17 protein-coding genes are annotated in these 19,339 nt (G+C 62.3%); 8 read left to right on the top strand and 9 right to left on the bottom strand.

Translation table 11 applies throughout. The features are described from left to right. Positions 1-235: 235 nt before the first annotated feature. Both algB and IB266_RS16680 read left to right on the top strand, forming a co-directional pair. A complete protein-coding gene (algB, locus tag IB266_RS16685; RefSeq protein ID WP_053126909.1) occupies positions 236-1,582 on the top strand; it encodes a sigma-54-dependent response regulator transcription factor AlgB in 1,347 nt (448 codons plus the stop codon). Between the two features lie 10 nt (positions 1,583-1,592). Next, positions 1,593-3,383, top strand: coding sequence for an ATP-binding protein (locus tag IB266_RS16680; RefSeq protein ID WP_192261822.1), 1,791 nt, complete (start codon positions 1,593-1,595; stop codon positions 3,381-3,383). 19 nt (positions 3,384-3,402) lie between these two features. Here the strand turns inward: IB266_RS16680 and IB266_RS16675 are convergent, their stop codons facing one another. From IB266_RS16675 to IB266_RS16645, 7 genes are all read right to left on the bottom strand, one after another. Continuing rightward, complete coding sequence (locus IB266_RS16675; protein WP_192261864.1) at positions 3,403-5,016, bottom strand: EAL domain-containing protein; 1,614 nt, start codon at positions 5,014-5,016, stop codon at positions 3,403-3,405. Positions 5,017-5,091: 75 nt separating this feature from the next. Further along, complete coding sequence (locus tag IB266_RS16670; RefSeq protein WP_092167853.1) at positions 5,092-5,871, bottom strand: N-acetylmuramoyl-L-alanine amidase; 780 nt, start codon at positions 5,869-5,871, stop codon at positions 5,092-5,094. A 104-nt stretch (positions 5,872-5,975) separates the two neighbouring features. Beyond that, positions 5,976-8,081: a GGDEF domain-containing protein gene (locus tag IB266_RS16665; RefSeq protein ID WP_192261821.1), complete on the bottom strand. Its 2,106-nt coding sequence runs from the start codon at positions 8,079-8,081 to the stop codon at positions 5,976-5,978. Continuing rightward, on the bottom strand, positions 8,078-8,956 hold the full coding sequence (locus IB266_RS16660; RefSeq protein ID WP_192261820.1) for an endonuclease/exonuclease/phosphatase family protein: 879 nt from the start codon (positions 8,954-8,956) through the stop codon (positions 8,078-8,080). The genes IB266_RS16665 and IB266_RS16660 overlap by 4 nt, the downstream gene beginning before the upstream one ends. A gap of 15 nt (positions 8,957-8,971) precedes the next feature. After that, positions 8,972-9,613, bottom strand: a complete 642-nt coding sequence (locus tag IB266_RS16655; RefSeq protein ID WP_060739879.1) for a thiol:disulfide interchange protein DsbA/DsbL — start codon at positions 9,611-9,613, stop codon at positions 8,972-8,974. Between the two features lie 187 nt (positions 9,614-9,800). Beyond that, the gene (locus tag IB266_RS16650; protein ID WP_192261819.1) at positions 9,801-10,412 is read right to left on the bottom strand and encodes a c-type cytochrome; all 612 of its coding nucleotides are present in this window, start codon (positions 10,410-10,412) and stop codon (positions 9,801-9,803) included. Positions 10,413-10,458: 46 nt separating this feature from the next. Continuing rightward, positions 10,459-10,749, bottom strand: coding sequence for a c-type cytochrome (locus tag IB266_RS16645; RefSeq protein WP_003196231.1), 291 nt, complete (start codon positions 10,747-10,749; stop codon positions 10,459-10,461). A 191-nt stretch (positions 10,750-10,940) separates the two neighbouring features. On the opposite strand from IB266_RS16645, the gene yihA reads away from it, so the two are divergent. Then, the gene (yihA, locus tag IB266_RS16640) at positions 10,941-11,582 is read left to right on the top strand and encodes a ribosome biogenesis GTP-binding protein YihA/YsxC (RefSeq protein WP_192261818.1); all 642 of its coding nucleotides are present in this window, start codon (positions 10,941-10,943) and stop codon (positions 11,580-11,582) included. 375 nt (positions 11,583-11,957) lie between these two features. Here the strand turns inward: yihA and polA are convergent, their stop codons facing one another. Beyond that, the gene (gene polA / locus IB266_RS16635) at positions 11,958-14,726 is read right to left on the bottom strand and encodes a DNA polymerase I (protein WP_192261817.1); all 2,769 of its coding nucleotides are present in this window, start codon (positions 14,724-14,726) and stop codon (positions 11,958-11,960) included. 74 nt (positions 14,727-14,800) lie between these two features. On the opposite strand from polA, the gene IB266_RS16630 reads away from it, so the two are divergent. Then, entirely contained in the window at positions 14,801-15,088 is a 288-nt protein-coding gene (locus IB266_RS16630; protein ID WP_018602771.1) for a DUF2782 domain-containing protein, read from the top strand. 59 nt (positions 15,089-15,147) lie between these two features. Then, positions 15,148-16,098, top strand: a complete 951-nt coding sequence (locus IB266_RS16625) for a homoserine kinase (protein ID WP_192261816.1) — start codon at positions 15,148-15,150, stop codon at positions 16,096-16,098. Positions 16,099-16,261: 163 nt separating this feature from the next. Here the strand turns inward: IB266_RS16625 and znuA are convergent, their stop codons facing one another. Further along, positions 16,262-17,191 carry a zinc ABC transporter substrate-binding protein ZnuA gene (gene znuA, locus IB266_RS16620; RefSeq protein ID WP_192261815.1) on the bottom strand — a complete coding sequence of 310 codons (930 nt, stop codon included), beginning with the start codon at positions 17,189-17,191 and terminating at the stop codon, positions 16,262-16,264. A 66-nt stretch (positions 17,192-17,257) separates the two neighbouring features. Here znuA and zur point away from each other — a divergent pair, with 66 nt between their 5' ends. Genes zur through znuB form a run of 3 tightly spaced genes read left to right on the top strand, consistent with a single transcriptional unit; the run spans position 17,258 to position 19,303 of the window. Beyond that, positions 17,258-17,740, top strand: coding sequence for a zinc uptake transcriptional repressor Zur (gene zur, locus IB266_RS16615; protein WP_060739885.1), 483 nt, complete (start codon positions 17,258-17,260; stop codon positions 17,738-17,740). Further along, a complete protein-coding gene (gene znuC, locus IB266_RS16610; RefSeq protein WP_060739886.1) occupies positions 17,740-18,522 on the top strand; it encodes a zinc ABC transporter ATP-binding protein ZnuC in 783 nt (260 codons plus the stop codon). Before zur ends, znuC begins: the two co-directional genes overlap by 1 nt. Beyond that, positions 18,515-19,303 carry a zinc ABC transporter permease subunit ZnuB gene (znuB, locus tag IB266_RS16605; RefSeq protein WP_003196213.1) on the top strand — a complete coding sequence of 263 codons (789 nt, stop codon included), beginning with the start codon at positions 18,515-18,517 and terminating at the stop codon, positions 19,301-19,303. The genes znuC and znuB overlap by 8 nt, the downstream gene beginning before the upstream one ends. Positions 19,304-19,339: the final 36 nt, after the last annotated feature.

Raw genomic sequence — 19,339 nt, 5'->3', positions numbered from 1 at the left:
GAAGGGAAAAGGCGTAAGGTTGTTTTGGAATTTCCTGTCGGACGCAGCCGTCGGAATCAGCGATGCGAACCGTCCGCACGGTAAGAATCATAAAAAAAGGAACTCAAATCAGTCTTTTAGGAGTCAGACGTCTACAGAGGCAGGTTCGATGGGTAATATCCCCTCAGAATCGACCATGCAACTTGCCCGATTTTTCTGACACTAACCAACATCATTCATTAAGGAGCGTAGGAAAATGGAATCCGCCACTGAGCACCAAGGCCGCATTCTGCTGGTAGACGATGAGTCCGCCATCCTGCGTACGTTCCGTTACTGTCTGGAAGACGAAGGCTATACCGTCGCCACCGCCAACAGCGCCGCCCAGGCCGACACACTGCTGCAACGCCAGGTGTTCGACCTGTGTTTTCTCGACCTGCGCCTGGGGGAGGACAACGGCCTGGATGTCTTGGCACAAATGCGTATCCAAGCGCCCTGGATGCGGGTTGTCATCGTCACCGCCCACTCGGCCGTCGACACCGCAGTCGATGCGATCCAGGCCGGGGCCGCCGACTACCTGGTCAAGCCTTGCAGCCCGGATCAACTGCGCCTGGCCACCGCCAAGCAGTTGGAAGTGCGCCAGCTGTCGGCAAGGCTCGAAGCCCTGGAAGGGGAAGTGCGCAAACCCAAGGACGGCCTCGATTCCCACAGCCCGGCGATGAAAGTCGTTCTGGAGACCGCCCGCCAGGTCGCCAGCACCGACGCCAACATCCTGATCCTCGGCGAATCCGGTACCGGTAAAGGTGAGCTGGCCCGGGCGATCCATGGCTGGAGCAAGCGCGCGAAAAAATCCTGCGTCACCATCAATTGCCCGTCGCTGACCGCCGAATTGATGGAAAGCGAATTGTTCGGCCACAGCCGTGGGGCCTTCACCGGCGCCAGCGAAAGTACCCTGGGACGGGTCAACCAGGCCGACGGCGGCACGCTGTTTCTCGACGAGATCGGCGATTTTCCCCTGACGTTGCAGCCCAAGTTGTTGCGGTTCATTCAGGACAAGGAATATGAGCGGGTAGGGGACCCGGTCACCCGCCGCGCCGACGTGCGGATTCTCGCCGCCACCAACCTCAACCTCGAGGACATGGTGCGCGACGGGCGCTTTCGCGAAGACCTGCTGTATCGCCTGAACGTCATCACCTTGCATCTGCCACCGTTGCGTGAGCGCGCCGAAGACATCCTGACCCTGGCCGACCGCTTCCTGGCCCGCTTCGTCAAGGAATACGCGCGCCCGGCCCGGGGCTTCAGCGACGAGGCTCGCGAAGCGCTGCTAGGTTACCGATGGCCCGGCAACATCCGCGAACTGCGCAACGTGGTCGAGCGCGCCAGCATCATCTGCCCGCAGGAAAAAGTCGAAATCAGTCACCTGGGCATGGCCGAGCAGCCAGTCAACAATGCACCGCGCATCGGTGCCGCCCTGAGCCTCGACGAGTTGGAAAAAGCCCACATCGGGGCGGTGCTGGCCACGGCTGACACCCTCGATCAGGCGGCCAAGACCCTGGGTATCGATGCCTCCACGCTGTATCGCAAACGCAAGCAGTACAACCTGTGAGCGACACCTTATGAAACTGGCGATGAAGCTGCGCACACGGCTGTTTCTCAGTATCTCGGCCCTGATCACCGTGGCATTGCTGGGATTGGTGCTTGGCTTGGTCAGCGTCATGCAAATGGCCAATACCCAGGAACAATCGGTACGCGACAACTTCATCCTGTTGGACCTGGGTCTCAAGCTGCGCCAGACCCTCGGCGATCAGTTGATCATCATGCTCGACGACAACCCCGACCTGGCCGCTCTGGAGGCATCCGAGCGGCAATACCTGGCGTTGATCGACCAAGGGATCGCCCACGAAAGAAAGCTGGACAACACGGCCGCCAGCTTCAGCAGGGCCAAGGCCGACTACGTTGAATTTATCGAGGCCTTCACCGCGTCTCGCCAGCAACCGAGACAGCTCACGGGCATCAAGGACCTCACCGAAAAATTCAACGTGCTGCGCAATGGACTGATCGAAGGTTATCGCCAGGCCCTGACCAAGATCGGTGAAACCCAGGACCGCGCGCGCGAACGCGCCTTGTGGATTTCCGGGCTGCTGGGGCTGGTGGGGTTTGCGGTCCTGGTCATCGGTTTTATCACGGCCCATGGCCTTGCCCGGCGTTTCGGCGCACCGATCGAGGCGCTGGCCGCGGCGGCGGATGACATCGGCCAGGGCAATTTCGAGGTCACGCTGCCCGTTTCTTCCGCCGCCGAGTTGAATTTGCTGACCCGTCGTTTCGGCGTCATGGCCCAGGCACTGCGCGAACATCAGGCCACCAATGTCGATGAACTGCTCGCCGGCCAGCAGCGTTTGCAAGCGGTGCTCGACAGTATCGACGACGGCTTGCTGATGATCGATCGCCAAGGCCAGCTGGAGCACCTCAACCCGGTGGCCCAGCGTCAATTGGGCTGGGATGAGGCGCGCCTGGGCCAAGGGCTCGGCGAGGCGCTGGGACGCCTGGAACTGGATGAAGAATTGCACCTGGTACTGCGCGGTGGAACCCTGGAGCGGGCGCCGGAAGACCTGACCATCGAGGTCGATGGCGAGTCGCGGGTGCTGACCTACAGCCTCACGCCGGTCAGCCACACCCAGGGCCACATCCTCGGCGCGGTCATGGTGCTGCATGACGTCACCGAACAGCGCGCCTTCGAACGGGTGCGCAGCGAGTTCGTCCTGCGAGCCTCCCATGAGCTGCGCACTCCGGTGACGGGCATGCACATGGCATTCGGCCTGTTGCAGGAGCGCCTGCACTTCCCACCGGAGTCGCGCGAGGCGGACCTGCTCAACACCGTCACGGAAGAAATGCAGCGGCTGATGCAACTGATCAACGACCTGCTGAATTTCTCTCGCTACCAGAACGGCCTGCAAAAGCTGACCCTGGCGCCTTGTTCCATCGACGACCTGTTGGAAGAGGCCCGGCTGCGGTTCGCCGAACAGGCCCAAGCCAAGGGTATCGAGCTGCTCGTGGCGATCCAGGGCCCATTGCCGCGGCTGCATGCCGACGCTGCGCAACTGGAACGCGTGCTCGACAACCTGATCGACAACGCCATGCGCCACACCGGCGAAGACGGCCAGATCCGCTTGCAGGCCCGACGCCACGGCGAGCGGGTGATCATCAGTGTCGAAGACAACGGCGAAGGCATTGCCTACGGCCAACAGGGAAGGATCTTCGAGCCTTTCGTCCAGGTCGGACGCAAGAAGGGTGGCGCCGGCCTCGGTCTGGCCCTGTGCAAGGAGATCGTCCAGCTCCACGGCGGCCGCATGGGCGTTTATTCAAGGCCGGGGCAGGGCACGCAGTTCTACATGGCGCTGACGGTTTGAACGCACGACCTGGGGCAACCTAGGCTTCATCATCAAGGCGACGCCCACGCAGGCGTCGGCCACGGGTGATCAATTCGATGAGTTGCACCGCGCTGAGGGCATGGGCAAACAGCCAGCCCTGGCCGAACCTCACCCCTTCGCTGCTCAAATAAGAGGCCTGGGCTTCATGCTCGATGCCTTCGGCGATCACCTTGAGCTGCAGCGCGTGGGCCATGCGGATGATGTGCGGGGCCACGCCGCTGCTAGCGGCATCGTGGCCCAAGGCGTCGATGAAGGCCTTGTCGATTTTCAGGCAGTCCACCGGCAGGGTTTGCAGGTAGGCCAGGCTGCAATAACCCGTGCCAAAATCGTCGATCAGCACCTGATGCCCAACGTCGCGCAGCGATTGCAGGTTATCCCGGGCAACCAACACGTCGATCAGCCCGCGCTCGGTCACTTCGAAGGCGATCTGATGCGCCGAGACCCGATGCAATGCCAGCAGGCGAGCGATCACTTCGCCAATACGCGGCACCATCACATCGCAGGCCGCCAGGTTCACCGAGATATACAGCTGCGGATTGGCCCGCAACAGCTGGCCCAATTGATCGAACAGCCGCTGCAGCACGAAATCGGTGATCTGGCGGATCTGCCCGGTGTTCTCGGCCATCGGGATAAACAAGTCCGGGCTGGTCAGGGTCCCGTCCGGTCGTCGCCAGCGCAGCAAGGCTTCGGCACCGACGCAGTTGCGGCTGTCCAGGTCGAAAATCGGCTGGTACAGCACCTGCAATTCACCGCGCCGGATGGCCCCGTGCAGCTCAGCATCCATGGACTGGCGATGGCGCGCCAGCAGAAACACCTGGAAACCAATCCCCAGGCCCAGCACCAGGCTGATGGGCAGCATCCACCAGGCATTGGCCGGGATCTTGAAACCGTTGCGCTGGGCGATCAGCACCAGTTGATATTCCGGGCTGTCGGTAGGCATCCGATAAATCAGCCGGCTCTGCGTCACCTGCAAGGCATTCTGGCTTTTCGGGGGCCAAGGCTCTGTGGGCGGCCAGTATTGTTGGGTGCCCAACACGGGAATGGCCCGCGTGCCGTGATCCAGGACCACCAGCAGGCTGCTGCCCGGTGGCAGGTCGACCACGTCGGCCAAATGCCCTCGGGAGGTGGCGACTCGGAAATTGCCACGACCCAGCATCAACGCAGCGCGGTCTTCGTTGGGTTCGGTGGTGGTATTGAGCCAATAGCTGTAGGTCGGGCCGCGAAGATCGGGCGGACGGGCCACCGACAGCCCGCTTTGGCGCGGACGATTGGAACAGATGCCGCTGCCATCGATGTACACCGCTTCATAAACGAAACGGTAATTGAAGCTGACCTCTCGCAAGGTCGCGATCATGTCATCGTCGCAGCCGCGCAACGGCTGGTTTTGCAGGTCGTCGAGGCTCTCTCGCAATTGCCCGAAAAGCTGTTCCAGCCGTTGCAGGAAGCGCTCGCCCTGGGCATTCATCTGGTCGCTTTCACGCTGCTGGATCTGCTGCACGACCACGAACAGACTGCCCGTCAGCAGTAGGAAGGTACTCAGGGCAGCCGCCATCATCGCCAGGAACAGGGGGCGATGGAGCCAGCTCTGTAAGGTTTCGCGGGCAGCCGTCATCATGGGTAATCCGAAAGTTACCAATGAGTTATAGCTTCTGATTTGGATTTGGCCCGATTCGTCGGACGGGCGTCATTATTTTGTCTGGTTGAGCACCTGCAGAATCGCCGCGCTTTGCGGGTCCGGCATGCCATCGAAGCGGGTCGGCCGGTAGTGCATCTGAAACGCGGCCAGCACGTGGTGGGTGGCCACGTCCCATTCGCCGGTCTGGGGCGTCGGGTAGCCCAGGCGGGCCAGCTCGGCCTGGAACCAACTGGCAGGCGGTAGCTGCGTTGCGAAGAAAACCTGCTGGCGTGCGACGGCCTGTTCATCCGGCCACACCCCCAGGCCCGCTTGCGCCAGACGCTTCCAGGGGAACAGCGGCCCCGGATCGAGCTTGCGCAGGGGTGCGATGTCGCTGTGGCCGATGATGCTGCGCGGGCTGATCCCGTTGCGCTGGATGATGTCCTTGAGCAAGACGGTCAAGGCCTGGACCTGAGCTTCGCTGTAGGGATACCACAGGCGCCCGGTGGGCGTGTCGACGAAACCTGGATTGACGATTTCGATGCCGATGGAACTGGAATTGAGCCAGGTCCGGCCTTCCCATTCACTTTCCCCGGCGTGCCAGGCGCGCCGGCTTTCATCCACCAGCTTGTAGATGGTCGCGTCTTTATCGTCGCCAATCAGGTAATGGGCACTGACTTCGCCATGGGTCAGCAGGGCCAGTGAACGCTCCAGGGACGCCGAGGTGTAATGCACCACCACGAATTGGATGCGGTTGTCATGGTTGACGGAGGGATGACTGGTGTCGAACCGAGGGCCGCTGGTGCAGCCGGCCAGGATAAATAAAGAAACAATGAGCGAGAAAAATTTCATGGCGGAAGGCATTACGCGCTGGAAGTAATGCAACAGTGTAACGTATCGCCCCCGCGATGATCCGGTGCGTGGGACGATATTAAACAAATTGGAACAATTAGCCCTCAGCCCAGCTCCACGCGGTTGCGTCCGGCATTCTTGGCCCGGTAGAGCGCCTGATCGGCTCTTTTAAGCACCGAATCGCTGTGTTCGCCCGGCTTGAAAGCCGTCATGCCCACCGATACCGTCACCGTCACCGGTTCGCCCTTGAAATGAAACGGGCAGGCTTCGATGGCCAGACGCAGCGCCTCGGCCAGCTTGGCGCCAGCCGCCAGGGGGGTATCCGGCACCAGCAGGACAAACTCCTCGCCACCAAAACGCGCAATGAAATCGCCACCACGCAGGCGTTTGCGCAGGACCGAGGCGATCAGTTTCAACACCCGGTCACCGGCCAGATGGCCATAGTTGTCATTGATGCGCTTGAAATGATCGAGATCAAGCATGGCCAGCAGCAAGCTGTTGCCGTGCTGCTGCCACTGGACGACTTCATGCTCCAGACGCTCGGACCAGGCGGCGCGGTTGGGCAACCCGGTGAGCGGATCGACCAGCGCTTTCTGTCGCTGTTCCTCGAGATTTTCCCGCACGACCTGGGCGTCCTGCTCCATCAGCGCGACACGATCGGCCAGGCTTTTCAGGCGCGCCGAGACTTCCTGCTCGCGTTGATCACGTTGCTGGCGGTGTTGGTCCATCGTCCCGAGCAAGCCTTCGAGGTGATTCTCAAGCACCTGCTTGAGGCCTTCCAAGTCATCGGCTTGTTGCACACTGCTTTGCAGGCCGTCCACCTGTTCGCGAATCTGGGTGTCCATTTCCCGGGAGGCCGACAGGTTGTCGGCGTGGTCTTCACTAGCGGCCTGCAGGCTGCTCTGGAAGGACTCGAGACGATCATTGAGGCGTTGCAGGTACGCTTCGAATTCATGCTGGCCGGTGTCGGTGATGGCCAGCATCAGCACCGCCAGATCATCGAGGATCGGCAGCAGTTCGTACCAGTTCAAGCCATTTCGCAACCGCTCACGCATGGCTTCGGCTTGTGGTCGATGACGCTCGGGTAAGGTCAGGTCGCCCAACAGGCCCAGCAAAGTGTCTTCGATGTGCTTGGCGACCGAGCTGTAGGACGGTTCCGGCGAGTCGGGCAGGGCGTATTGGGCGTCAGCCAAATCGGTGGCGGCCAAGGACGCGGGCGCGTCAGGCTCGGCTTCTGCTGGAGGCGCCGAGGGGTCGGGGAGGGCCTGTGGCGCCTCCTCGGGCATCAGCTCATCGGGATTTTTCAGGGTGGGTGCCGCTACCGGGAGCTCGTCGGTGACCACCGCTGGCAAATGGGCTGGCTCGGCGGCTTCGTCCGGCTCGCTGATCGGCTGAGCCACTTCGGCTGCTGGTGCCGGAGCGGGCGTCGGCGCGGGTTCGGTCTGCGGGGTAACCTGATCGACCGGTTCGGGCGTTGCCTCCAACGTGGGTGCTTGCTCCGCTACCGACGGGACGGTTGCCGGTGCTGGTGCTGGTGCTGGTGCTGGTGCTGGTGCTGGTGCTGGTGCTGGTGCGACGGATGCTGTGTGAACTGCCGGTTCAACGGCGACTGGCAGGGCCGTGTCTGCCGGAGGCGCCACGCTGGCCTGGGCAGGCTCGTGAGGCTGGGGCTGCGCTTCTTCATGGCCTGGGCCACCAAACAGCCGTTGCAGCAATCCGGGGCGGCTCGGTTCGACAGGGGCGTCCAGGGCACTCAGTGCCTTGCCTTGCAAACCGCTCAATTCGCTGAGCAGCAGCGGAATCTCCCGGGCCTGGCCGACCCGCTCTTCCAACTGCTTGGAAAATTTCTTCAGGGGCCGGCTGACTTCCTTCGGCAGCGGCAGGCTTTGCAACTGGGCCACCAGGGCCGTCAATGCAGTGCTCATCTGCTCGATGCGGGTTTCGCGGCGCTGCTCGGAATCGAGTACGGCTTTCTCCAGGCGCGGCAGCAGGGCGGCGAGGCCGGCGTCCATGTCATCGGCGCGCACCACCTCGCGCATCTCTTTCATGCATTGGTCGACGACCCGATCAGTGCCCTCGGCGGCCAGGGTGCTGCGCACCAGGCCACGACGCAGCAAGTCGAGCCGAGCATCCCAACGGCGCTCGAGCTTTTCCTGCTGTTCGATGCTCTTTAAGTATTTCTCTCTCCAGCGTTCAGCTTCGTCGCTCATTCATCGGATCCGCGAGGGGCAGTACTCAGCGCGGGGAATGCATCGGCCGTGAGCGAACCCGGCAAACGAATTTCTACCGCGACCGGCAGGTGATCGGAAATGGGTTGGGCCAGCACCTCGACACGTTCGAGGGTCAGGGTCGGGCTCAACAGGATATGGTCCAGACAGCGCTGGGGGCGCCAGCTGGGGAATGTCGCTTCCAGTTGTGGTGCGAGCAGACCGAGATCGCGCAGGGGCGAGGTCTGCAGCAGGTCGGTGGCGTGGGTGTTCATGTCGCCCATCAGTATCTGGTGCTTGTAGCCGCCGATCAGCTCGCGAATGTACGCCAGCTGCATCGTTCGGGTACGCGCCCCGAGCGCCAGGTGCATCATGACCACGACCAGCGCTTCCGGACCTTCGCCAAAACGCGCAAGAATCGCCCCACGCCCCTTGGGGCCCGGCAGCGGATGGTCCTCGATCGCCCAGGGACGTAAACGACTCAACACGCCATTGCTGTGCTGGCCGAGACGTCCGAGATTGCGATTGAGTTGCTGGTACCAGTAGGGGAAGGCGCCCAATTGGGCCAGGTGTTCCACCTGATTGACGTAGCCTGACCGCAGGCTCCCGCCGTCGGCCTCTTGCAGGGCTACCAGGTCGAAGTCCTTGAGCAGGTCGCCGATTTTCTGCAAGTTGCCGGCACGCCCGGTGTGCGGCAGCAAATGTTGCCAGCCGCGGGTCAGGTAATGCCGGTAGCGCTCGGTGCTGATGCCCACCTGGATATTGAAGCTGAGCAGCCGCAAGCGGCTGTCGCCAGGCAGGCCCGTGGACGTGACATGGTGCTCGTTGACCCGTGGTTCATGCAGGCCAACGATGCGTTCGCTACTCCAGCGGGCCATGGGCGAGGGCCGCGCTTAGTTGGCGACAGCCTTGGTGGCCGCTCGCTCTTTGGCGATCAGTTGGTCGGCCAGTTGCAGCGCTTGTTCAGCACCGCCGGCAGAGCCGATGTCAAAGCGATATTTACCGTTGACGATCATGGTCGGCACGCCCGTGATCTCGTATTTCTTCGCCAGGTCACGGGCCTTCTTGATCTGGCCCTGGATGGCAAAGGAGTCGAAGGTGGCCAGGAACTTGTCCTTGTCCACGCCTTGGGTCGCCAGGAAGTCCGCCATGTCTTGCTTGTCGGTCAGCTTCTTGTGTTCTTTCTGGATCGCGTTGAAAACGGCTGCGTGGACCTGGTGCTCGACGCCCATGGCTTCGAGGGTCAGGAACATCTGGCCGTGAGCGTCCCATGGGCCACCGAACATGGCGGGGATGCGAACGAAGTTAACGTCCGACGGCAGTTTCTCGACCCATGGGTTGATGACCGGTTCGAACGCGTAGCAATGCGGGCAGCCGTACCAGAACAACTCCACGACTTCGATCTTGCCAGGCGCTGCTACCGCAACGGGGTTGGTCAATTCGACATAGGGTGCGGCGGGCTTTTCAGCCGCTTGGGCAGTCATGCCGAACAGGCTGGCGGCGACGAGCGCGGCGCTGATGATCAGATTACGCATGCTTTACTCCTGGACAATGAGGGGGCCTCGCAAGACCTGTTTCTAAGACAGACCCTGGCGGGTTCGAGTTCTCTAGTGTAACGGCAGCGGCCACAAAAAAGGGCGGCCAAAGCCACCCTTTTGATGCTCGCATCGACAGATTAATCGAGCGTTAACGTTGCAAGAGGTGTATCCCCCCCCAACGGCCTTAGTGCAAGCCCTGAATGTAGGCGGAGACTGCCGCGATATCTTCGTCGCTCAACTTTTTGGCGATGCTCTGCATGGGCTTGGTGTCGCCATCGTTGGTCCGGCCGCCTTCTTCTTTGCGGAAGTCGGCCAGTTGCTTGCCGACGTACTGGGCATGCTGGCCGCCCAGGTGTGGGAAACCGGCAGCGGCGTTGCCTTTGCCATCCGGGGCGTGGCAACCGGTGCAGGCTGGCAAGCCTTTGTCGAGGTTGCCGCCGCGGAACAGCGCTTCACCGCGAGCCACGAGTTTTGGATCGGCAGCGCCGACGCTGCCCTTCTGGCTGGCGAAATAGGCCGCGATGTCCGCCAGGTCCTGATCGCTCAGGTTGGTCAGCAGGCCGGTCATTTCCAGCACCGTGCGCTTGCCGGACTTGATGTCGTGAAGTTGCTTGTTCAGGTAACGCTCGCCCTGGCCCGCCAGTTTCGGAAAGTTGGGCGCCATGCTATTGCCATCCGGGCCGTGGCAGGCCCCGCATACGGCGGCCTTCGCCTGACCGGCAGCGGCATCGCCAGCGGCGTGGGCTACGCCGGATATCCCCAAGGTCAACAGCAGACTCACGATCAGTTTGTTCATCAGCTAATCCAACTACGGCTAAGGGTTAAAGAGTTATGGACCGGGTTTACTCGCTCATCCACTGGATGATGGCTCGGTAATCCTCGGCACTGCAGTCCATGCACAAACCACGCGGCGGCATCGCCTTGAAACCCTGGGTCACGTGTTGCACCAGCGTCTCCATACCTTTCGCCAACCTCGGCGTCCAAGCTTCCTGATCACCCTTGCGGGGCGCCATGGGGAGTTGGCCGGAATGACAGGCACCACAAACACGGTTGTACACAGCTTCCGGATCCTGTGTAGCCTGAGCGCTGTAAAGCGGCATCAAGACACCGGCAGCTAGCAGCCATTTCGTCATAAAACGACCTTTTCAGGGTTGGGAACGAGCTGCGTTCTAATGCGCAATTTCGGTCGGTCGCTCCCGTGAGCTTCATCCTACGCTGGGACAAAGCGCACACAAAATCTGCGGCATTATATACTGGCGTCACTGAAACGGAAACGACACAGCTTGCCGCGTCCATTCCCGACGCCGCCCACATCGGAAATCCCATGCAACTGAAGAACCCCATTCTTGGCCTGTGCCAACAGTCCACCTTCATGCTCAGCGCCGCCAAAGTCGATCAATGCCCAGACGACGAAGGCTTCGAAGTGGCTTTTGCCGGGCGTTCCAACGCTGGCAAATCCAGCGCGCTGAACACCTTGACCCATGCGAGCCTGGCACGCACCTCGAAAACCCCGGGTCGCACGCAGCTCTTGAACTTCTTCAAGCTAGACGATGAACGGCGTTTGGTCGACCTGCCCGGCTACGGCTACGCCAAGGTCCCGATCCCGCTCAAGCAACACTGGCAGCGCCACCTGGAAGCGTACCTGGGCGGCCGCGAGAGTTTGAAAGGCCTGATCCTGATGATGGACATTCGCCATCCGATGACCGACTTCGACCTGTTGATGCTCGATTGGGCGGTCGCCAGCGGCATGCCGATGCACATCCTGCTGACCAAGGCCGACAAGCTCACCTACGGCGCGGCGAAAAATACCTTGCTCAAAGTGCAGTCGGAAATTCGCAAGGGTTGGGGCGACGCGATCACCATCCAACTGTTCTCGGCGCCCAAGCGCATGGGCCTGGAAGAAGCCTACACGGTGCTGGCCGACTGGATGGAATTGGCGGACAAGGGCAGCGAAGAGGCCGAATAAGCCAAATCGCAGGCAAAAAAAACCCCGGACTTCTTATGGGGAGGGGGAAGTTCGGGGTCCAAGTTCCGGACCGCTAGGGCGGGGTCCAGATATCTGCCAACACTTAACACAACATAGGAGCATTGAAGGGCTTCACCAGCCATTCAGAATCTCTGAGTGGCGATTCACGGGTTTAGTTCAGATTATTTTTGGAAATAACCGTAGGAATTTTCCGAGCTAAACACATCGCCCCTGGGTTTTCAGTGAGCCAGTGTGGCGAGGGAGCTTGCTCCCGCTGGGTGGCGCAGCCGCCCCAAACATTTTGTGAGCGCTTCGCACTCAAGCGGGAGCAAGCTCCCTCGCCACGGGACTTGCGCCAGCTTCAGAGCCTACGACTCAGTGCGCCTCGTCCCAGTTATTGCCCACGCCCACTTCCACCAACAGCGGCACGTCCAGCGTGGCGGCGGTGCTCATGTGCTGGCGGATTTCTTCGCGCACCTGATCGACCAGGTCTTCACGCACTTCCAGCACCAGTTCGTCGTGGACCTGCAGGATGACCTTCGCATCCAGCCCGGACGCCGTCAGCCAGCGGTCCACGGCGACCATGGCTTTCTTGATGATGTCGGCCGCCGTGCCCTGCATCGGCGCGTTGATGGCGGTGCGCTCGGCGCCTTTGCGCAGGGCCGGGTTTTTCGCGTTGATGTCCGGCAGGTACAACCGGCGACCGAAAATGGTTTCGACAAAACCTTGCTCGGCCGCCTGGGCGCGGGTGCGTTCCATGTATGCCAGCACACCCGGGTAGCGAGTGAAGTAGCGGTCGATGTAGGCCTGGGACTGCTTGCGATCGACGCCGATCTGCTTGGCCAGACCGAAAGCGCTCATGCCGTAGATCAAACCGAAGTTGATCGCCTTGGCGCTGCGGCGCTGGTCATGGGTAACCGCGTCCAAATCGACGCCGAACACCTCGGCCGCCGTGGCCCGGTGCACGTCCAGGTCATTACGAAACGCATGAAGCAACCCTTCGTCCTTGGCTAGGTGCGCCATGATCCGCAGTTCAATTTGCGAATAGTCCGCCGCCAGCAGTTTGTAGCCTTTCGGCGCGACGAACGCTTGGCGGATGCGTCGGCCTTCGGCCGTGCGAATCGGGATGTTCTGCAGGTTCGGGTCGATGGATGACAGGCGCCCGGTCGCGGCGACGGCCTGCTGGTAATTGGTGTGGACGCGGCCGGTGCGGCTGTTGATCTGTTCCGGCAGGCGATCGGTGTAGGTGCTCTTGAGCTTGCTCAGGGAGCGGTACTGCATCAGCACCTTAGGCAGCGGGTAATCCTGCTCAGCCAGCTCGGCGAGTACCGCTTCGGCGGTGGACGCCTGGCCCTTGGCGGTTTTGCTGAGCACCGGCAAGCCGAGCTTTTCGTACAGGATCACGCCCAATTGCTTCGGCGAACCCAGGTTGAATTCCTCGCCGGCGATGGCAAACGCCTCACGCTCCAGCGCCACCAGTTTTTCGCCCAGCTCGACACTCTGTACGCCCAGCAGGTTGGCATCGACCAACGCCCCCTGGCGCTCGATGCGCGCCAGGACTGGCATCAGGGGCATTTCGATATCGTTGAGCACCGGACCCAGGCTTGGCGTGGCGGCCAGCTTTTCCTGCAAGGCCTGGTGCAGGCGGAAAGTCACGTCGGCGTCTTCGGCGGCGTAAGGGCCGGCCAGTTCCAGGGAGATCTGGTCGAAGGTCAGTTGCTTGACCCCTTTGCCAGCGATGTCCTGGAAATCGGTCTTGCTCTGGCCCAGGTACTTGAGCGCCAGGCTGTCCATGTCGTGGCGGGTCGCGGTGGAGTCCAGCACGTAGGATTCGAGCATGGTGTCGAAGGCGATGCCCTGGACCAGGATGCCATTGTTCTGATCGCCGCCGATGGCGCAGTTGGCCAGGATGTTGGTTTCGAACTTGGCGTGCTGGCCGATCTTGAGTTTGTTCGGGTTTTCCAACAGCGGTTTGAGCGCCTTGAGCACCGTGTCGCGGTCCAACTGCTCCGGCACGCCCATGTAGGAGTGGGTCAGCGGGATGTAGGCCGCCTCGAAAGGAGCCACGGCGAACGACAAGCCAACCAGTTGCGAATGCTGGGCATCACCGCCGTTGGTTTCGGTGACAAAAGCGAACAGCGGCGCTTTGTCCAGTTTCGCCAGCCACGCCTCGAAGCGCGCCTGCTCGAGAATGACCTCGTACTTGGCCTCGGCCGCGCCGGGCTGTTCCTCGGCAACTTCGACGATCTCCTGGCCGGCACGCTTGGCGTCCCGCTGGTTTTCCTCGAACCAGCTCTTGAACTCCAGCAACGTGTACAGCTCGGCCAGCTTCTCGTGATCGGGTGCGCCCATTTGCAGGTCGTCCAGGCCGACATCCAACGGCACGTCGGTCTTGATGGTCGCCAGCTCGTAGGAAAGCAACGCCATTTCCTTGTGCTCTTCGAGCTTGGCGGCCAGGGTCTTGGCGCCACGGATCGGCAAGGTGGCAACGATATCCAGTTGCGCGTACAGCTCGGTCAGGCCGCCATTGACGCCCACCAGCAGGCCGGAAGCGGTCTTCGGTCCGATGCCCGGAACGCCGGGGATGTTGTCGGACGAATCGCCCATCAGCGCCAGGTAATCGATGATCTGCTCTGGAGCGACGCCAAACTTCTCCTTCACGCCAGCCACGTCCAGGGCGCTACCGGTCATGGTATTGACCAAGGTAATGTGCCCGTCGACCAACTGCGCCATGTCCTTGTCGCCGGTGGAGATCACCACCGGGCGGTCGGCCGCCGCGCTGCTGCGGGCCAGGGTGCCGATCACGTCATCGGCTTCGACGTTGTCCACGCACAGCAGCGGGAAGCCCAGGGCCTTGACGCTGGCATGCAGTGGCTCGATCTGCACGCGCATGTCGTCGGGCATGCTCGGGCGGTTGGCCTTGTATTCCGCGTACAGCGCATCGCGAAATGTCCCACCCTTGGCGTCGAACACCACGGCGAACGGACTGTCCGGATACTGCTTGCGCAGGCTCTTGAGCATGTTCAACACGCCTTTGACCGCACCGGTCGGCAGGCCTTTGGACGTGGTCAGCGGTGGCAGCGCGTGAAAGGCGCGGTACAGATAAGAAGAACCGTCCACCAGGACGAGGGGGGCTTGGCTCATGAGCAGGATCAACCTTTTCGGCGGGTCCGGGGCTAGAATAGCGGGACCGTTGACGACAAAGGGACAAGGTTATCATGCGTACACTAAATCGCCTGTTACTGGCTGGCTTGTTTGCAATCACCCCGTTGGCCGTCATGGCAGCGGATGACGCACCCTCGGCGGACCCGGATGTCACCATCCGCACCGAAGGCGATAAAACCATTCAGGAGTATCGGCAAAACGGATTTTTGTACGCGATCAAGGTCACGCCCAAGAACGGCAAGCCTTATTTCCTGGTACGCGCCGATGGCACTGATGCAAACTTCATCCGCTCGGACCAGCCGGATATGCTGATCCCTTCGTGGAAAATCTTTGAGTGGTAGCCCCACTCTGCACTTCAACCGGCGCCCGCTGAAGGGCGCCCGTACTGGCAGTTTTAACCATGTCTGTGTTCACGCCCCTGGCTCGGCCCGAGCTGGAAACCTTTCTCGCCCCTTACGGGCTTGGCCGTCTGCTTGATTTCCAGGGGATCGCCGCCGGCAGCGAAAACACCAATTTCTTTATCAGCCTGGAGCAGGGCGAATTCGTCCTGACCCTGGTCGAGCGCGGCCCGGTGCAGGAAATGCCGTTCTTCATCGAACTGCTGGACGTGCTGCATGACGCCGACCTGCCGGTGCCTTACGCCTTGCGCACCACCGACGGCGTCGCGCTGCGGGAGCTGGCGGGCAAGCCGGCGCTGTTGCAACCGCGCCTGGCGGGCAAGCACATCAAGCAGGCCAACGCCCAGCACTGCGCCCAGGTCGGGGAGTTGCTGGCGCATCTGCACTTGGCGACCCGCGACAACATGATCAAGCGCAAGACCGATCGCGGCCTGGACTGGATGCAGGAGGAGGGCGGCAAGCTGCTCTCGCACCTCGACGCCGAGCCGCGTCGGCTGCTCGAAACGGCGCTGGATGAAATCGCGCAGCAGAAGGTTGGCATCCTGGCGCTGCCGCGCGCCAACATCCATGCCGATCTGTTCCGCGACAATGCGATGTTCGAAGGCACGCACCTGACCGGGCTGATCGACTTCTACAACGCCTGCTCCGGGCCGATGCTGTATGACGTCGCCATTGCCTTGAACGACTGGTGTTCGGATGACGACGGTGTGCTCGATGGTCCGAGAGCGCGGGCATTGCTGGGTGCCTATGCGGCTCTGCGGCCGTTCACCGCCGCCGAGGCACAGCTATGGCCAACCATGCTGCGCGTGGCGTGCGTGCGGTTCTGGCTGTCGCGGTTGATCGCCGCCGAGTCGTTCGCCGGGCAGGATGTGTTGATTCACGATCCGATGGAGTTCCAGCAGCGCTTGACGCAGCGGCAGACGGTTCACGCCTTGCTGCCTTTTGCCCTCTAAGTACCAATAGAAGGCTTTCGCCGAACGCTGCTTTTGTGGCGAGGGAGCTTGCTCCCGCTGGGGTGCGGAGCAGCCCCAAAATCTTGCGGTCGCTGCGCAACCGAGCGGGAGCAAGCTCCCTCGCCACAGGATCCATGTTCGGCAGGAGCGCGCGGGGCTGGGGTCATAGCGACTCCAGGCACCCCGCCAGATCATTCCCCAGCTTCTCCAACAACTGCTCATACCCTTGCGCCGTCGCCGGGGTATAGCCGCCCAGGGCATCCAGCTCCGCCAGTTTCACCGGCAACCCGGCCACCAGGGTTTCGGCCAGGCGCGGGCGCAACGGCGGTTCGCTGAAGACGCAGGTCTTGCCCACCGCTTGCAAGCGCGTGCGCATCGCCGCCACATGCTGGGCGCCGGGCTGGACTTCGGCGGCCACGGCGAACACCCCGGCGTGCTTGAGGCCGTAGTTGTCTTCGAAATAGTCGAACGCTTCGTGGAACACGAAATACGGTTTGCCCGCGACCCCGGCCAGTCGCGCCTTGAGGCGCGCGTCCAAGGCGTCGAGACGCTGGTTGAAACCCGCGAGGTTGCTCTGGTAGCGGGCCGCATTCGCCGGATCCGCCGCGCTCAGGTCGGCCGCCATTTTCGCGGCGATCACCCGCGCATTGTGCGGCGATAGCCACAGGTGGGCATCCACGGTGCCGGGTCGGTGGTCGTGATCGTGCTCATCGCCGTCATGGTCATCGTCCTCGTGGGACGCGCTGTCCTGGGCGAAGTGACGCAACTTGAGCCCCGGCAGTGCCTGCACCGCGACCGACGGCAGCGTACGACCGTTCAACACGCGCGGTAGGAAACCTTCCATGTCCGGCCCAATCCAGTACAGCAGGTCCACCGACTGCACCTTGCGCACGTCCGATGGGCGCAACGCATAGTGATGCGGCGAAGCCCCTGGCGGCAGCAACACTTCCGGGACCGCCACACCGTCCTGCACGGCGGCGGCAATCAACTGCAACGGCTTGATGCTGGTGAGGACCTTGACCTCGGCCTGGGCCGGACCAATCAGTAGAAAACTTGCGACAAAAGCGACAAAGAGCGAAAAAAATCGGGACACGATGACCACTCGAAGAGGCGAGAACGGGTAACATAATAACGTCTCTCACTAAACTCGTCGCTGCCCATGCCTATTACGCCCCTTGCCAGTCGTCCCCACGATCACTCCCACTGCGTGCACACCGCGCTGTCCGAGGCCGACGCCATCTGCGCGCGCCAAGGGTTGCGCCTGACCGCCCTGCGTCGGCGCGTGCTGGAATTGGTCTGGCAAAGCCACAAGCCGCTGGGCGCCTACGACATCCTGGCCGTGCTCAGCGAACAGGACGGGCGCCGTGCCGCGCCGCCAACGGTCTATCGGGCGCTGGATTTCCTCTTGGAAAACGGCTTGGTGCATCGCATTTCGTCGCTGAACGCCTTCGTCGGCTGCAACCATCCGGAGCACGCCCACCAAGGCCAGTTCCTGATCTGCCGCGAATGCCACGCCGCCATCGAGCTGGAACAGAAGTCCATCAGCGATGCCATTATCGCCAGCGCCCAGGAGGTCGGCTTCGTGGTCGACACCCAGACCGTCGAAGTGGTCGGTCTCTGCTCCGGCTGCCAGGGGGCCTGATGAGCAATGCGTTGATCCGTCTCGAGCAGGTGGCCGTGACGTTCGCCGGGCAGAACGTGCTGGACAACATTCACCTGAGCGTCGAGCCGGGGCAGATCGTGACCCTGATCGGCCCCAATGGCGCCGGCAAGACCACCCTGGTGCGCGCCGTGTTGGGTTTGCTCAAGCCCGACAGCGGCAGCGTCTGGCGCAAGCCCAGGTTGCGCGTCGGCTACATGCCGCAAAAACTTCACGTCGATCCGACGCTGCCGCTGTCCGTGCTGCGCTTCCTGCGCCTGGTGCCTGGGGTGGACCGCGCACGGGCCTTGGCCGCGCTCAACGAAGTCGGTGCCGAACAGGTGATCGACAGCCCGGTGCAAAGTGTCTCCGGGGGCGAGATGCAACGCGTGCTGCTGGCCCGCGCCCTGCTGCGCGAGCCTGAATTGTTGGTGCTCGACGAGCCGGTGCAAGGGGTCGATGTGGCGGGGCAGGCCGAGCTGTACAGCCTGATCACACGCCTGCGCGACCGCCATGGCTGCGGCGTGCTGATGGTGTCCCACGACTTGCACCTGGTGATGAGCACCACCGATCAGGTGGTCTGCCTCAACCGCCACGTCTGCTGCTCCGGGCATCCCGAGCAGGTCAGCGGCGACCCGGCCTTTGTCGAGCTGTTCGGAAAAAACGCACAAAGCCTGGCGATTTATCACCACCACCATGACCACGCCCATGACCTGCATGGCTCGGTGGTCAGCGCCCCTTCCGCTTCCAATCATGTTCATGGAGATGGCTGCAAGCATGGCTGATTTTCTGTTGTACGCCCTGCTCGCAGGCCTGGCACTCGCCCTGGTCGCCGGCCCCCTGGGCTCGTTCGTGGTCTGGCGGCGCATGGCCTATTTCGGCGACACCTTGTCCCACGCCGCCTTGCTCGGCGTGGCCTTGGGGTTTCTGCTGGATGTCAGCCCGGCGGTAGCAGTAACTGTTGGTTGCCTGTTGCTGGCGGTGGTCCTGGTGACCCTGCAACACCGCCAGCCGCTGGCGTCCGACACGTTGCTGGGTATCCTCGCGCCGAGCACCTTGTCCCTCGGGCTGGTGGTGCTGAGCTTCATGCATGACGTGCGCATCGACCTGATGGCCTATCTGTTCGGCGACCTGCTGGCGATCAGTCCGACGGACCTGTCGTGGATCCTGGGCGGTAGCGCGGCGGTGCTGCTGTTGCTGGTGGCGCTCTGGCGGCCATTGCTGGCCGTCACCGTGCACGAAGAACTGGCTCGAGTCGAAGGCTTGCCTGTACTGGGTTTGCGACTGGCGCTGATGCTGCTGATTGCGGTGGTCATCGCCGTGGCGATGAAAATCGTCGGTGTATTGCTGATTACGTCATTGCTGATCATCCCGGCGGCTGCGGCACAGCGTCACGCCCGCTCGCCCGAGCAGATGGCGCTCGGCGCGAGCCTGCTGGGCATGCTCGCGGTATGTGGCGGCTTGGCGCTTTCCTGGTTCAAGGACACCCCGGCCGGCCCGTCGATCGTGGTCAGCGCCGCGGCGTTGTTTCTGCTGAGTTTTGTCCTGCCTCGTCGAGGGGTGTAGACTTGCTCGCTTTTTGCGCAAATAGAGAGTCGCAGG

This window comes from Pseudomonas sp. Pdm06 (assembly GCF_014851795.1).
In the GTDB taxonomy this organism is placed as follows: Bacteria; Pseudomonadota; Gammaproteobacteria; order Pseudomonadales; family Pseudomonadaceae; genus Aquipseudomonas; species Aquipseudomonas fluorescens_AA.
The sequence above is the reverse complement of the archived record's forward strand: the minus strand, read 5'-3'. Positions and strand labels throughout refer to the sequence as shown.